The organism is Streptomyces sp. NBC_00414 (assembly GCF_036038375.1).
Lineage (GTDB): Bacteria > Actinomycetota > Actinomycetes > Streptomycetales > Streptomycetaceae > Streptomyces.
This window is the reverse complement of record NZ_CP107935.1, coordinates 5,677,554-5,692,659: the sequence shown is the minus strand read 5'-3', so window position 1 is coordinate 5,692,659 and position 15,106 is coordinate 5,677,554. Positions and strand designations below refer to the sequence as shown.

The following is a 15,106-nucleotide window of genomic DNA, read 5'->3' as shown; positions in this document are numbered from 1 at the left end:
CCTTCGCATGCTCTTCAGCAAATGATCCGGGGATCCGCAGGGGGTCCGAAAGAGGTAATGCCTCAAACGCATTGACGCCAGGTCCATTGGCGTGCGGCACGGCGTAAAGCTGATCGTATTGTTGATCGTAATCCAGATCGTGAATTCATTCACGAAATACGCATGGCTTGATCCGGAGCCGCCGGAAAGCCGAACGAGCGGTCGTCCGGCAGTCGGTGACCGGCCGACCGACGGCCGGTGACCGGTCGGCCGACGGGCCGGAGGCGGCCGACGGGCAGCCCGAGGGCAACGGGCGAGTGGCCGGTGGGTCGGCAGCCGGGGCTCCTGGCCGCTGGGAGGGCCGCCGGGAGAGCCGTCGGGACGGCGACCGCTGGGGTGTTGAGGCGGCTGTCGGGGCGGCGGCCGGGATGGCCGCCGGACGGCGTCCTGAAGGACCGTCGGCGGACCGGAGGGGCGGCCGGCTGCTGTGATCGGAGGGCTGACCGACGGGACGGCCTGCGGGACGGCCGGGTAGCGGCGGGCGCCGCGGCTCCGGCCGGGAGACGGCCGGGAAACGTCCGGACCGGAGGGGGTTGTCGACACCTGCGGGATCCGCAGATGGCCGGGGCGGCAGGCCCGGGCGCGGCCGGACATGCGAAAGGGCCCTGGTGAGCAGGGCCCTTTCGCACAGGTTGAGGCAGTACCTAGGGGGTGGATCAGGAAACGAGCGTGGCCGGCGGCGTGGTGGGCCAGCTCATCCTGATCAATCCGCCGTTCTCACCGGCGGTCACTTCCACGTCGTCGACGAGGCCGCTGATGACCGCGAGGCCCATCTCGTCCTCTTCGGTCTCGACGTCCGCGCCGTCGGCTCCGCCATGGGCACCCGATGACTTGTCACCGGGAACCGTGTGCGGCGCCTCATCACCGACCTCGATGGAGAACTGCTTCTCCTCCTCGATCAGCGAGACCCGCACAGGAGCCGAGATTCCGGCACTCTGATGCAGGCCGACGGCCCGGGTGCAGGCTTCGCCGACGGCGAGCCTGACCTCGTCGAGGACGGCCTCGTCCACTCCGGCCCTGCGCGCCACCGCTGCCGCCACCAGTCGGGCGGTCCTGACGTGCTCGGGCAGCGCGCTGAAGCGGAGTTCAACGGTGGCCATGCATCCCCCTCGGAACTACGGGCGTGCGGTCGGGGGGTCGGGTCGCCGAGACCTGACCCCCCTCCATTGACTTCTGCCTCCCGGGCCGCGCCCGGGATTCGGCTGTGGCGGCTGACCGGCCAGTCAGCAGGGACGGGCCGGACCGTGGCCGCTCAGTCGGTGGCCGCCACCGCTTCTTCGACCGAGGTGTGGATCGGGAACACCTTGGTGAGACCGGTGATGCGGAAGATCTTCAGAATGCGCTCCTGGTTGCAGACCAGCCGGAGCGAACCCTCATGGGCACGCACCCGCTTCAGGCCACCCACCAGCACGCCGAGACCGGTCGAGTCGAGGAAGTCCACGCCCTCCATGTCGACGACAAGGTGGAAACTGCCGTCGTTCACCAGCTCGACCAGCTGTTCGCGCAACTTGGGCGCGGTATATACATCGATTTCGCCACCGACCTCGACGACCGTACGATCGCCGACGGTACGGGTCGACAGGGACAGGTCCACGGATCCTCCAGCACCTTGCTATCGAGCGGTCATCCCAAGGGACACCTCGGCGGAGCCCCCGGGACGGTTCGCCAGCCGCGATGGCATTCAATCACTTACCGGCAGGCGTGCACGACGCCTTGGGTCCATTGTCCGTCATGCCAGTGACACACTCGATGCCGATGGCCAATAATCTCCGACCCGATCGCACCTCGACGGACACCGCGTCCCGCCCCTCGCCGGGCGAGATCCTGGACCGGCTGGCCTCTGGGCCGAGCCGGGCTTCGCGCATCACTCATACGGAGCACTTGCCCCCGCGTGAGGGTCGCCATGCAGTGTGGCCCGACCGGATCCGCTCGGAGGTCATCGCGGCGGTGCAGGCGGCCGGTATCGAACACCCCTGGGCCCACCAGGCACTCGCGGCCGAGCACGCCCTGGACGGCGAGTCGGTGATCGTCTCCACCGGAACGGCCTCCGGCAAGTCCCTGGCGTACCTCGTCCCGGTTCTGTCGACACTCCTCGACGGCTCCGAGGCACCGAACGGCCGCGGCGCGACCGCCCTCTACCTCGCGCCGACCAAGGCCCTCGCCGCGGACCAGCGCCGATCCGTGAAGAAACTTTCACATCCCCTGGGTCATGCCGTGCGCTCCGCGGTCTACGACGGGGACACCCCCGTCGAGGAGCGCGAGTGGGTCCGCCAGTACGCCAACTACGTCCTCACCAACCCCGACATGCTGCACCGCGGGATACTTCCCTCCCACCCCAGGTGGGCCTCCTTCCTGCGCGCCCTGCGCTATGTCGTCATCGACGAGTGCCACACCTACCGGGGCGTCTTCGGGTCGCATGTCTCCCAGGTGCTCCGCCGGCTGCGCCGCCTGTGCGCCCGTTACGGCTCCTCCCCCGTCTTCCTCATGGCCTCGGCGACCGCCGCCGAGCCCTCCGTCGCCGCCTCCCGCCTCACCGGCCTGCCCGTGGTGGAGGTCGCCGACGACGCCTCACCCCGCGGTGAACTGGTGTTCGCCCTCTGGGAACCGCCCCTCACCGACCTGCACGGCGAGAAGGGCGCCCCGGTCCGCCGGTCCGCCACCGCCGAGACCGCGGACCTCCTCACCGACCTGACCGTGCAGGGCGTCCGCTCGGTCGCCTTCGTACGGTCCCGCCGCGGGGCCGAGTTGATCTCTGTGATCGCCCAGGAACGGCTCGCCGAGGTCGACCGCTCCCTGGCCCGGCGCGTGGCCGCCTACCGCGGCGGATACCTCCCCGAGGAACGCCGTGCCCTCGAACAGGCCCTCCACTCCGGCGAACTCCTCGGGCTCGCCGCCACCACCGCCCTGGAACTCGGCATCGACGTCTCCGGACTGGACGCCGTCGTCATCGCCGGCTACCCGGGCACCCGTGCCTCCCTGTGGCAGCAGGCGGGCCGCGCGGGCCGCTCCGGACAGGGGGCGCTCGCGGTGCTGGTCGCCCGCGACGACCCGCTGGACACCTTTCTCGTCCATCACCCCGAAGCCCTGTTCGACCAGCCGGTGGAGTCCACCGTCCTCGATCCGGACAACCCGTACGTCCTCGCGCCCCACCTGTGCGCCGCCGCCTCCGAACTTCCCCTCACCGAGGAGGACTTCGATCTCTTCGGTCCTGCCACCGCCGAGCTGATGCCGCAGCTGGAGGCCGCGAAGCTGCTCCGCCGTCGCACGAAGGCATGGCACTGGACACGCCGGGAACGGGCCGCCGACCTGACCGACATCCGCGGCGGAGGCGGGAACCCGGTGCAGATCGTGGAGACCGACTCCGGACGGCTGCTGGGCACGGTCGACGCCGGGGCCGCGCACACCAGCGTCCACGAGGGCGCGGTCCACCTCCACCAGGGCCGCACGTACCTGGTGGACGAGCTGCACCTGGACGATTCGGTCGCCCTGGTCACCGAGGCCAACCCGCCGTATTCGACGGTCGCCCGGGACACCACGGCCATCTCCGTCCTGGAGACGGACGTCGAAATCCCCTGGGGCGACGGTCGGTTGTGCTACGGCTCCGTCGAGGTCACCAATCAGGTCGTCTCCTTCCTGCGTCGTCGTGTCATCACCGGCGAGGTGCTCGGTGAGACGAAACTCGATCTGCCGCCCCGCACGCTCCGTACGCGTGCCGTGTGGTGGACGGTCACCGAGGACCAGCTCGACGCCGCCCGGGTGAACCCCGAGATCCTGGGCGGTGCCCTGCACGCCGCCGAGCACGCCTCGATCGGCATGCTGCCGCTCTTCGCCACCTGCGACCGCTGGGACATCGGAGGCGTCTCCGTCCCGCTGCACCCGGACACCCTCCTGCCCACCGTGTTCGTGTACGACGGCCATCCGGGCGGCGCGGGCTTCGCGGAGCGCGCCTTCCACACCGCCCGCGAATGGCTCACCGCGACCCGTCAGGCCATCGCCTCCTGCGAGTGCGACGCCGGCTGTCCGTCCTGCATCCAGTCCCCCAAGTGCGGCAACGGCAACGAGCCGTTGCACAAGCGGGGAGCCGTGCGGCTGCTGACGGTGCTCCTGCAGGGAGCGCCGTCGGCACCGGCGGAACAGCCCGGGGGAGGCCACCCCGAGCCCGACCCTGAGGCCGATCCCGAGGCCGCAGCGGGCTAGGGCCCGGCGGCGGACGTGGGCCCGGGTCTCGCCCCCGCGTACCCGGGTACGGTCGTCGGCCCCACGAAGCCGTTCGGCCCCAGGTGGCCGTCCGACCCGCCAGGACCGTCCGGGGGCACGGGTCCCGCCGGGCCCGCCCGTGACCGCACCTCGGTCGACAGCGGCCCCCGGCCCGCCTCGACCGTGACGTCCGAGATCTCGCCCCGGACGGCGCACCGCACGATCCGGGTGCCCTGGGCCCGTGCCACGCGATCGGCCCGGGCGCACGCGCCCACCCCGCCCTCCCTCCAGTGATCGGCCGCCGCGAGGGCCGCCAAGTCGGCCGCGCCGCCCGCGCGATGACGGACCACCACCGCCTGCCCCATCACGAGCACGGCACCGAAGACCACGCACAGCACCGCGATCGCACCCACGGTCCAGACGGTCGCCGACCCCCGGTCCGACGCGGGCACCGGCACACATGACCTCACCCACACCCCGAGACCACCCTTCCCCGGCCTCCCTCCAGGCGTCCCCTGCGTCCTCACCGGACTGCCCCGACCGTCTCCTCGGCCAGGGCGGTCGCCTCCTGTGCGAGATCGAGGGCCAGCGCGTCCGGGCCGGGGGTTCCCGCCTCGACCCGGACGCGTACCAGGTCGCCCTCGCGCCGGACGGAGATCCTTGCGCCGCTCGGCGCCGCCTGGCGGGCCGTCTCGATCACCGTGCCCGGCGGTTCCTGCCGGGCCGCCGCTCGTGCGCCCGCCCGGGCCGCGTCCACGCACTGGATCAGCGCGGCCGCGGCCAGCAGCGCCCAGACCAGCGCCATCGTGAACGCAACCAGCACCGGCAGCACCACGGCCGCCTCCGCCGTCACGAAGCCGCGGTCCCCGGCCACCACCCCCGCCCTGAAACCCTCATCCGCACCCGCACCCGCCTCAGAACTGCCCATCGAGCGCCCGCCCCACGATGTCCTGCAGCGCCCCGCGCACCTGCCCGCTGGTCAGCACCTCGTAGAGCAGCGCGGCGAACCCCACCGCCGCGATCAGCCCCATCGCGTACTCGGAGGTGACCATCCCGGCGTCCCTGCGCACCACCCCTGCCCGTCCCACCCGGGCCCAGCTCGCCAGAGCCCACCCCAGCACTCGCTCCCGCACCCGCACCCGCACTGCCTTGCTCATCCGAACCCCCGTACAGTCCTGCACCGTTGACCTCTGGCCTTGTTCACCCGTCGCCGTCCACCCGCCGTTCAGCCGGTCATCCGTCACCCCCTCCCAGCACCCCGCTCGCCAGACCGAGCACCACCGGCAGTACGCCGATCGCGATGAACGCGGGCAGAAAACACAGCCCGACGGGAGCGGTGATCAGAACGCCCGCCCGCCGCGCGCGAGCCGTCGCGGCGCGCCCCCGTTCCGCGCGGGCCTCGGCGGCGAGGCGTGCGACCGGTACCGCCGCCGGTACACCCGTCTCGCCGGCCCGCTCCAGCAGCCGGGCCAGTCCCCGGGCCCCGGGCAACGCGGCCAGTGCCCGCCACGCCTCCGCCGGTTCACCACCGAGTCGCACCTCGGCCGCTCCCCGCGCCAGTCGCGCCCCCACGGGCCCCTCCAGGGCCTCGCCCACCGCCCGGGCGGCCGCGACAGGGCTCGCACCCGCCGTGATGCAGGCGGCCAGCAGATCGGCGGCAAGGGGCAGTTGCCGCGCGGCCCGCACCGCGTCGAACTCCTCCGCCGGCGCCGGCCCGCGCTGCCACCGCCACATCCCGAACGCGGCCACGAGTCCCACCGGGACCCCGGCCGTGCCACCGACGAACACCCAGCAGGCACTCATGGCACCCATCACCGGCAGCCAGCGCCGCACCGCGGCACGCAACTCGGCGCGCAACTCAGCACGCACCGTGCCGCGAACCGCGCCGCCCGTCTGCGAGCGGCGCCCCAGGGCGGCCGGCTCCACAGTCGGCCCGCGCTCGTCGGCCAGGATCGTCAGCAGTGCCTCCGAGCGCCCTCGCACCCGCCGTCTCCGCCGCGCCGCTCCCAGGGACCGGGCGAGCACCCACAGTCCCGCCGCCACGCACACCACCACCCCCAGCCTGTGGACAACCTCCGCACTCATCCGTCCTCCGCTCCCCGTACGATCCGCAGCGCCCACCACAGGCCGACGCCCTCCAGAACAGCGCCGACCAGCAGGCAGCCGAGGCCCGCCCCGGTGTGCAGCACGATGTGCAGCGGGTCGGCGCCGAGCGCGGTGCCCAGGAGCAGCCCGAGCGCCGGCAACGCCGCGAGCAGCACCGCCGTGGACCGCGCGCCCGCCAACTGGGCCCTCAGGTCGGCACGTTGGTCGCGCTCCGCGCGCAGCGCCCCCTCCAGCCGGTCGAGCCCGGCCGCGAGTCCTGCGCCCCGGTCCACGGCGACCCGCCAGCACGCGGCGAGTCCCAGCAGTCCTTCGGCCCCGGGCCGCCGGGCCGCGTCGGTGAGCGCACCCGGCACGTCCCCGCCGAACCGGGCTGCCGCCAGCACCGACGCCTGTGCGTCCCCGAGCCCTCCCGAGTCCCGGGCGGCGCCCCGCAGCGCCTCGCCCGGCTGCCGCCCGGCCCGGACCTCTCCGGCGAGCGCCCCGCACAGCGCGATCACCGCGTCGGCCCGCCGCTCCCGCGTGCGCCGCTCGGCTCCGACCCGCCGGGCTCCCCGCACCAGGGGCACCCCGAGCGCCCCCAGGACGGCCGGCACCACGGACGCCCCCACTAGTCCGACCACCGCCCCGGCGACCAGCGCCCACCACTCGCCCCGCGTCCCGTGCAACCGCCGAAGCCGCTCCCAGGTCTGTGACACCCGCTTCCACGTCGGCGGCGGGGGCTGCCCGGTCCCGGCCGCCCCACCACCCGCACACACCAACTGCGCCCGCCGCGCCCCGGGCCCCGGCCCGCCCGTCAGCCAGACCGCCGCCGCGGCACACACCACCGCCGCTCCCACCGACACCTCGGCGATCCCCGTCACAACCCCGCCCTCCGTTCGCTCACGTCACTCACGCCACCCGCACCACCCGCGTCGCCCCTGCCGCCGAGCAGCTCCTGCAGCCGCTCCCACCCACGCCCGTACGTGAAGGCCGCCGCGCCCCATCGCAGCGCGGGCACCGTCACGACCAGCCCCGCCGGGTCCCGCTCCAGTACATGCACCTCGGCGATCCGCCGACGCCCGGCCCGGTCCCGTACGAGATGGAGCACCACCGACAGCGCGGCGGCCACTTGGCTGTGCAGCGCGGCCCTGTCGAGTCCGGCGGCCGTGCCCAGTGCCTCCAGGCGGGCCGGCACTCCCGAGGCGGCGTTGGCGTGCACGGTCCCGCAGCCGCCCTCGTGCCCCGTGTTCAACGCGGCCAGCAGCGCGACCACTTCAGGGCCCCGCACCTCGCCGACGACCAGCCGGTCCGGCCGCATGCGCAGTGCCTGGCGCACCAGGTCCTGGAGCGTGACGAGTCCGGCGCCCTCCTGGTTGGGCGGTCTGGACTCCAGCCGGACGACATGGGGGTGGTCGGGGCGCAGCTCCGCCGAGTCCTCGGCCAGCACGATCCGCTCGCCCGGTCCGACGAGCCCGAGCAGAGCGCTCAGCAGTGTCGTCTTGCCGCTGCCCGTACCGCCGCTGATCAGGAACGAGAGCCTCGCGTCGAGCAGCGCCCGCAGCAGCCGGTCCCCACCCGGCGGTACCGTCCCCGCGGCCACCAGTTCGTCGAGGGTGAACGCCCGCGGCCGTACGACCCGCAGGGACAGGCAGGTCGAGCCGACGGCGACCGGTGGCAGCACCGCGTGCAGCCGGGTGCCGTCGGGAAGCCGGGCGTCCACCCACGGGTGGGCGTCGTCAAGTCGTCGCCCTGCCACGGCCGCGAGCCGCTGTGCGAGGCGTCGTACGGCCGCCGCGTCCGGGAAGACCACGGCTGTCAGTTCCAGCCCGCCGCCGCGGTCCACCCACACCCGGTCGGGCGCGGAGACCAGCACATCGGTCACGGAGGGATCACCCAGCAGCGGTTCCAGCGGGCCGCTGCCGACCAGCTCCGACCGCAACCGCTCGGCCGCGCCGAGGACTTCGGCGTCCCCGAGCACCCGGCCCTGCTCCCGCAGGGCCTGCGCCACGCGTGCGGGTGTCGGTTCACCCCCGCTCTCGGCCAGCCATTGCCGGACCCCGTCCAGCAGCCCCGTGTCGCCGCTCGCACCTCCGCGCGACGACCGACCGGCGAGCGAGCCCACTCCCGGCCGCCCAGCCCACGGCTCCATGTACACGGGACCCACAGGCCGCGGCTCCATGCGAACGGGATGCGCGCCTCGCGACTCCGTGTGCGGGGGATGCAGGCCTCGCGACTCCATGTACACGGGACGCACAGACCCGACGCCATGCGAGCCCGCGCCACGCGGCCCCGCAGCACGCAGCCCCCCGCCGTCCGGCCCCACCCCCCTCTCCCCGCTCATACGCCCCCTCCGGCGACCGCGGCCCGCTCCCAGAACGCCGCGCAGAAGCGGGCGAGCGGTCCGCGGCCGTCTCCGCCGGGCGGAGCGCCCCGGTCCTGGGCCGTCAGCAGTCCCGCCTCCACGGGCACTTCGCCCATCAGGGGCAGTCCGAGGAGCCTGGCGACCTCCCGGTCGTCCAGACCCGGCGCGTACGGCCCGCGGACCGCGACGCGCAGGTCCCTCAGGACCATGCCGACCGCGGACGCCACCCGCCCGGCCGCCGCGACGGCGCGCAGTTCGGCCGGGACCACGAGCACCCCGAGGTCGATCTGGGCGAGGGCCTCCGCGACCCCTTCGTCGATCCGGCGCGGCAGGTCCACGACCACCACCCCGCCGCGCCGCCTGGCGGCGGCCAGCACCGCGCGGACGGCCTCGGGCGCGACGGTGACGCAGTCGCCGCGGTCCCAGCTGAGGACCCGCAGGGCGTGCAGTGCGGGCAGCGACTCCTCCAGGGCTCCGCCGCCGACCCGCCCGTGCGAGGCGGCGAAGGCGGGCCAGCGCAGTCCCTCGACGGCCTCTCCGCCGAGGAGTACGTCGAGTCCGCCGCCCAGCGGGTCCGCGTCCACGAGGAGGGTGCGGCTGCCCCGGCGAGCCGAGGTGACGGCGAGCGCGCAGGCGAGCGTGGACGATCCGGCGCCTCCGCGACCGCCGATCACGCCGACGGTGAGGGCGGGCGGTCCGACTCCCTCGGCCACGTCGGCGATGCGGTCGACCAACCATTGTTCGCCATCCGGGAGCACCAGCACATGGTCGGCGCCGATCTCCACAGCCCTTCGCCAGACCCCTGGATCGTCCTGATCCCGCCCCACCAGGACGACTCCGCGTCTGCGTGCGGCACCGCGCACGCGTCGCGCCGCGTCGTCGCCGACGAGCACCAGAGGCGCCGTGTCCCAGCCGCCGCCGCGCTCGGGCACCCCGTGGTGGACTTCGGGCCGGGCGCCGGCCGCGGCGCACAGCCGTAGCAGGTCGTCCAGCAGATTCGCGTCCTCCGTGACGATCAACGGTCCGCCCTGCCGCCCTTCGGCGGTCGACGGCCGATCGTGTGTGATGGCTCCCGCCACGCTCTCCAGCCCCCTTCGCTGCTTCCCCGCGAAGCCCTTGCGGCCCCGCGATTCCCGCCCGGCGCAAGAGCCGGCAACCGGCCCTCCATATGAACCGCCGATACGAACCGGCCATAGCCGCCGAACAAACGGAACCGGCCATGAACTTCCGCGAGCGGTACGCGCTGGAATCACGGTGCAGCGATGTCGGAAATCGTGTGGATCTTGGTCGATAACTGTGGACAACTCGGCGGCTGTGAATATCGCCTTCACCCAAACCGGTGACCGTTGTACGACTTCCTTAGCGCAGCAAAGCAGCTACACACAGTGACGAATCCTGTACGGGCGCAGAGAAACGCCGGGCCCCGCTATGCGGGGCCCGGCGCTCTCAACAACGGAGGGGAAAACCCATCCGGACATGCGACGACCCCCGCCGGGGGGGAGAGCGGGGGTCGTCCCCACGGTTTGACTCGGGGGGGGAGGAGCCAAACCGGGTTAGCACGGTCGCGAACGATCCGTGACTTCCATGGTGTACCCGAGAGCCCTCTCAGGCAAACCCACACGTCCCACACTAGCCCGAATGGCGGGCGCATATGCTCAACCCGTGGAAAACCACTCCTTGCCTCGTACAGCGGCCTTCTTTGACCTGGACAAGACGGTCATTGCGAAGTCGAGCACGCTCACCTTCAGCAAGTCGTTCTACCAAGGCGGCCTGATCAACCGTCGGGCGGTGTTGCGTACCGCATATGCCCAGTTCGTGTTCCTCGCGGGCGGCGCCGACCACGACCAGATGGAGCGGATGCGCGAGTACCTGTCCGCACTGTGCCGCGGCTGGAACGTCCAGCAGGTGAAGGAGATCGTCGCCGAGACCCTGCACGACCTGATCGACCCGATCATCTACGACGAGGCCGCCTCCCTCATCGAGGAGCACCACATCGCCGGGCGCGATGTCGTGATCGTCTCCACGTCCGGGGCGGAGGTCGTCGAGCCGATCGGTGAACTCCTGGGCGCGGACCGGGTGGTGGCGACCCGCATGGTCGTGGGCGACGACGGCTGCTTCACGGGCGAGGTGGAGTACTACGCGTACGGCCCCACGAAGGCCGAGGCCGTCAAGGAACTGGCCGCGTCCGAGGGCTACGACCTGTCGGGCTGCTACGCGTACAGCGACTCGGCGACCGACATCCCGATGCTCGCGGCGGTCGGTCACCCCCACGCGGTGAACCCGGATCGCGCGCTGCGCCGCGAGGCCACCACGCGCGCGTGGCCCGTCCTCGACTTCCACCATCCGGTGCGGCTGAAGCAGCGGCTGTCCGTACCGCCCAGGCCGGCCATCGTCGCGGCCGCGGCGATAGGGGCGGCGGCCGCCACGGCGGGGCTCGTCTGGTACGCCAGCCGGCGCCGCGCGACGGTGAGCTGAGCCCGTCGGGAGGGGCGCCGCTCCCGCCCCCTCCCCCTCATCGACCTCTCCTTGTGCACTCCTTCTCACCCCTTCGGACCAGGCGCCCGATTCGCTCCCCTTTGGGATCAAAAGTAAAGAAGTACAGCGAGGGGTTCCGCTTGCCCCGGACCAGGAGTACAAAGGGATTAACGGCCCGCGAGACCAAGGACATCCGAAAGGATCACCTTCAAACGCAACCGAGGCCCCACGGACCGCGCATGAACACCGGGCACCCACGCGACGTCGACCCGTCGATTACGGGCCAGCCGCACCAGGCGACGGGCAATAGTTCCCGACCTGATGGGCAACACTCCGAGGACGCTTGGTAACCCGGTGAACATGCCAGCGGCGGTACGGAAATCCGTACCGCCGCAACCCTGTTCGGGGACTTATGCCGCGCCCCGCTGCAGCGCCTCGCACACGGCCGTCGACTCCCTGGCGCCGAGTTCGACCGCCCTGCCGCAGTGGGCGATCCAGGCCGCCATCCCCTCCGGGGTCCCGGAGGCGTAGCCGTCGAGAGCGGCGGCGTAGGCCGCACGGCCGAGTTCCGCGTGACCGACCTCCGGCGGGCAGACCGACTTGGGGTCGAGGCCGCTGCCGATGAGGACGATCCGTTCGGCCGCGCGCGCGACCAGACCGTTGTGGGAGCCGAACGGGCGCAGCGCGAGCAGTTCGCCGTGCACCACGGCGGCGGTCACCAGGGCGGGCGCCGAACTCCCCGCGACGACCAGCCGCGCCAGACCGTCGAGCCGGCCCTCGACCTCGGCGGCGTCCGGCAGCGCAAGCCCGATCAGCGGCGGTCCCGCGGCGCCTGCCGCCGGGGTCTCCGTGGCGGGCTCGCCGTCGCGTCGCGGACGGCCGACCGCGTCGCCGTTGTCGGCGGCGGCCACCAGATGCAGCCTCGCCAGCACCCGGAGGGGTGACTGCCGCCAGATGGACAGGAGTTCGCCCGACTCGGCGGTCAGCCTGAGGGCCGCACCCACCACCCTGGCCTGGTCGTCGCCGCTGAAGTCGGTCCTTCGGCGCACTTCTTCGAGGGCCCAGTCCGCGCCGGACAGCGCCGCGGATCCGCGGGAGCCCCGCAGCGCGGCCTCCCCGGTGATCTCGTTGCTGCGGCGCCGCATGATGCGGTGCCCGTAGACCCGGTCCACGGCCTTGCGCACGGACTCCACGGATTCCGCCACACCCGGCAGCGAGCCGAGCGCCGCGAGGGGGTCGTGGTTCGCACCTGTCGCACTCGCACCTGACGTACCCGCACCTGTCGTACTCATGAGTACGACCCTACGCACCCCCGGCCCGTGCTCCACGAACGAGTGGTCTTCTTCACCTTTGACGGCCCTCGGACAGGGTGATCCCACTACGCTACATGAACATGAAAATTGCTTTCGTTGGGAAGGGCGGCAGTGGCAAGACCACCCTGTCCTCGCTCTTCGTCCGTCACCTCGCGACCACCGGATCGCCCGTCGTCGCGGTGGACGCCGACATCAACCAGCACCTCGGCCCGGCACTCGGCCTCACCGACACCGAGGCGCGGAACCTGCCCGCCATGGGCGACCGCCTGACCCTCATCAAGGACTACCTGCGCGGCTCCAACCCGCGTATCACCTCCGCCGAGACCATGATCAAGACCACCCCGCCCGGCGAGGGCTCCCGGCTCCTGCGGGTGTCCGAGGACAACCCGGTGTACGAGGCGTGCGCGCGGCCGGTGGAACTCGACGGCGGCGCCGTCCGTCTGATGGTCACCGGCCCGTTCACCGAGGCCGATCTGGGAGTGGCCTGCTACCACTCCAAGACCGGCGCGGTGGAGCTCTGCCTGAACCACCTCGTCGACGGCCGCGGTGAGTACGTCGTGGTCGACATGACGGCAGGCTCGGACTCCTTCGCGTCCGGCATGTTCACCCGCTTCGACATCACGTTCCTCGTCGCGGAGCCGACCCGTAAGGGGATCTCCGTCTACCGCCAGTACAAGGAGTACGCGCGCGACTTCGGTGTCACGCTGAAGGTCGTGGGCAACAAGGTGCAGGGCCAGGACGACATCGACTTCCTCAAGGGCGAGGTCGGCGACGACCTGCTGCTCACCGTCGGCCACTCGGACTGGGTGCGCGCCATGGAGAAGGGCCGTCCGCCCCGGTTCGAGCAGTTGGAGGACGGCAACCGCCGTGCGCTGGGCGCCCTCCAGGCGGCTGCAGACGCGACCTACGGGCAGCGCGACTGGGAGCGCTACACACGGCAGACGGTCCACTTCCACCTGAAGAACGCGCAGTCGTGGGGCAACGAGCGCACAGGGGCCGACCTGGCTGCCCAGGTCGACCCCTCCTTCGTCCTGCGGGAGGCCGAGACCGCCCCGGCGTGAGCCAGCACGCCACCCGACCCGACCGGCCGCGCCCGGCCCCGCTCACGCACTGCGCGAGTACCGCCCCGACGCCGCCCGGACGCTACGGCTTGACCGCCGGCGCGCCCGGCACTCCCTTGGGGGCGGGGGCGGGCCGGTCGGACAGGAACGACGCCCAGTCCTGCTTCGGGGCCTGGCCCACCTTGAGCGTGCGGAGCTTGTCGAGGGTCTTGGGGTCCTGGGCGTCGAGCCAGTCGGCGAGCTGCCGGAAGGAGACACAGCGCACCTCGCTCCTGGTGCAGACGCGCTCGATGGTCTCCTCGATGGCCCGCATGTACGTGCCGCCGTTCCAGGACTCGAAGTGGTTGCCGATGATCAAGGGCGCGCGGTTGCCCTCGTAGGCGCGGGAGAAGCCCTTGAGCAGGCCGTCACGCATCTGGTCGCCCCAGTACTCGTGCTTGGCGGGATCGCCGTGGGACGTGGTGCCCGACTGGTTGACCATGAAGTTGTAGTCCATGGTCAGCGTCTCGAACCCGCGGCCGGGGACCGGGACGAGCTGCATCGACAGGTCCCACAGGCCCGCCTTTTTCTTGGGCCAGACCTGGTCGTTGACCCCACTGGTGTCGTAGCGGAAGCCGAGCTCGCGGGCCGCCCTCATGAAGTTCTTCTGCCCCTCGAGGCAGGGCGTGCGGGCGCCGATGAGCTCCTTGTCGTAGTCGAAGGGCAGCGGGGAGCCCTTCGCCGTGTCCGTGTTGGTCCGCCAGGACTTCACGAAGGACTTGGCCTGGGCGATCTCGTCCTTCCATTCCCCGACCGACCACTCGCCCACTCCGCCGCCGCTGCCGCAGAAGTGGCCGTTGAAGTGCGTGCCGATCTCGCTGCCCTCAAGCCAGGCGCCGCGCAACTGCTTCACGGTGTCCCGGATGCCCTGCTCGTCGTTGAAGCCGATGTCGGAGCGCCCGGGTGAGTGCTGCGGCGGCCGGTACAGGTCGCGCTTGCCCTCCGGGAGCATGTACACGCCGCTGAGGAAGTACGTCATGGACGCCCGGTTGTCCTTGGCCACCTTGCGGAAGTGCGAGAACAGCCGCTGGCTGTCCTCGCCGGCCCCGTCCCAGGAGAAGACCACGAACTGCGGGGGTCTCTGCCCGGGCTTCAGCCGCACGGCGCGCGGCAGCCTCGGCTGCGCGCCGGTGTACGCGGTGGAGCCGTCCCCGATCAGCCGGACCGGATTCCGGGGTGCCGGAGCACCGACGGCCTTCTTGGCGCCGTGCGCACCCTCGCCCTTCTTTCCCTTCTCGGCCCCGGTGTCACCGGAGCCGCACCCGGCGAGCGTCGCGGCACAGACAGCGGCGAGGGCGAGGGCGACGCCCGTGGTGGTCCTCTGAGTGGCGGCCATGTTCCGCCCACCTTCTTCCTTCAATCGGGACAAAACAGACGGCGAGGCCAAGATCGCAGGGGCCCCGAAAGGAGGCGGTACGACAAGCCGATCAAAATGACTAATCACTCTCCGGAGTGAAGCAATGGACTATTTGCGCTATTTTTCCTGACACGTCCTTTACTCTCCATTACGATTCATTTACTGAGCGTTGATAAAT

14 protein-coding genes are annotated in these 15,106 nt (G+C 72.1%); 3 read left to right on the top strand and 11 right to left on the bottom strand.

Annotation, left to right across the window (positions count from 1 at the left end):
* Positions 1–695: 695 nt before the first annotated feature.
* Positions 696–1,139 carry an ATP-binding protein gene (locus tag OHS59_RS24730; protein ID WP_328495588.1) on the bottom strand — a complete coding sequence of 148 codons (444 nt, stop codon included), beginning with the start codon at positions 1,137–1,139 and terminating at the stop codon, positions 696–698.
* Between the two features lie 152 nt (positions 1,140–1,291).
* On the bottom strand, positions 1,292–1,633 hold the full coding sequence (gene bldG / locus OHS59_RS24725) for an anti-sigma factor antagonist BldG (RefSeq protein WP_003975386.1): 342 nt from the start codon (positions 1,631–1,633) through the stop codon (positions 1,292–1,294).
* 80 nt (positions 1,634–1,713) lie between these two features.
* Here bldG and OHS59_RS24720 point away from each other — a divergent pair, with 80 nt between their 5' ends.
* Positions 1,714–4,236, top strand: coding sequence for a DEAD/DEAH box helicase (locus tag OHS59_RS24720; protein ID WP_328495587.1), 2,523 nt, complete (start codon positions 1,714–1,716; stop codon positions 4,234–4,236).
* Here OHS59_RS24720 and OHS59_RS24715 read toward each other — a convergent pair.
* The 7 genes from OHS59_RS24715 to ssd form a co-directional block, all read right to left on the bottom strand.
* The gene (locus OHS59_RS24715) at positions 4,233–4,712 is read right to left on the bottom strand and encodes an Rv3654c family TadE-like protein (protein ID WP_443061494.1); all 480 of its coding nucleotides are present in this window, start codon (positions 4,710–4,712) and stop codon (positions 4,233–4,235) included. The two genes, OHS59_RS24720 and OHS59_RS24715, sit on opposite strands and share 4 nt — an antisense overlap.
* A gap of 47 nt (positions 4,713–4,759) precedes the next feature.
* Positions 4,760–5,164 carry a TadE family type IV pilus minor pilin gene (locus OHS59_RS24710; RefSeq protein WP_328495585.1) on the bottom strand — a complete coding sequence of 135 codons (405 nt, stop codon included), beginning with the start codon at positions 5,162–5,164 and terminating at the stop codon, positions 4,760–4,762.
* A complete protein-coding gene (locus tag OHS59_RS24705; RefSeq protein WP_328495584.1) occupies positions 5,151–5,393 on the bottom strand; it encodes a DUF4244 domain-containing protein in 243 nt (80 codons plus the stop codon). The genes OHS59_RS24710 and OHS59_RS24705 overlap by 14 nt, the downstream gene beginning before the upstream one ends.
* Positions 5,394–5,469: 76 nt before the next feature.
* Positions 5,470–6,321, bottom strand: coding sequence for a type II secretion system F family protein (locus tag OHS59_RS24700; RefSeq protein ID WP_328495583.1), 852 nt, complete (start codon positions 6,319–6,321; stop codon positions 5,470–5,472).
* Positions 6,318–7,202, bottom strand: coding sequence for a type II secretion system F family protein (locus OHS59_RS24695; protein ID WP_328495582.1), 885 nt, complete (start codon positions 7,200–7,202; stop codon positions 6,318–6,320). Before OHS59_RS24695 ends, OHS59_RS24700 begins: the two co-directional genes overlap by 4 nt.
* Positions 7,199–8,470, bottom strand: coding sequence for a TadA family conjugal transfer-associated ATPase (locus OHS59_RS24690; protein ID WP_328499341.1), 1,272 nt, complete (start codon positions 8,468–8,470; stop codon positions 7,199–7,201). The genes OHS59_RS24695 and OHS59_RS24690 overlap by 4 nt, the downstream gene beginning before the upstream one ends.
* A 188-nt stretch (positions 8,471–8,658) precedes the next feature.
* Positions 8,659–9,762, bottom strand: coding sequence for a septum site-determining protein Ssd (gene ssd / locus OHS59_RS24685; RefSeq protein WP_328495581.1), 1,104 nt, complete (start codon positions 9,760–9,762; stop codon positions 8,659–8,661).
* A 559-nt stretch (positions 9,763–10,321) separates the two neighbouring features.
* Here ssd and OHS59_RS24680 point away from each other — a divergent pair.
* A complete protein-coding gene (locus tag OHS59_RS24680; RefSeq protein ID WP_328495580.1) occupies positions 10,322–11,158 on the top strand; it encodes an HAD family hydrolase in 837 nt (278 codons plus the stop codon).
* Positions 11,159–11,568: 410 nt separating this feature from the next.
* On the opposite strand, the gene OHS59_RS24675 is transcribed toward OHS59_RS24680, so the two are convergent.
* Positions 11,569–12,450: an oxidoreductase gene (locus OHS59_RS24675; protein WP_328495579.1), complete on the bottom strand. Its 882-nt coding sequence runs from the start codon at positions 12,448–12,450 to the stop codon at positions 11,569–11,571.
* 95 nt (positions 12,451–12,545) lie between these two features.
* Here OHS59_RS24675 and OHS59_RS24670 point away from each other — a divergent pair, with 95 nt between their 5' ends.
* Positions 12,546–13,532 (top strand): ATP-binding protein, encoded by a 987-nt coding sequence (locus OHS59_RS24670; RefSeq protein WP_328495578.1) that lies wholly within the window; start codon positions 12,546–12,548, stop codon positions 13,530–13,532.
* Between the two features lie 82 nt (positions 13,533–13,614).
* On the opposite strand, the gene OHS59_RS24665 is transcribed toward OHS59_RS24670, so the two are convergent.
* A complete protein-coding gene (locus OHS59_RS24665; RefSeq protein ID WP_328495577.1) occupies positions 13,615–14,907 on the bottom strand; it encodes a hypothetical protein in 1,293 nt (430 codons plus the stop codon).
* Positions 14,908–15,106 lie beyond the last annotated feature (199 nt).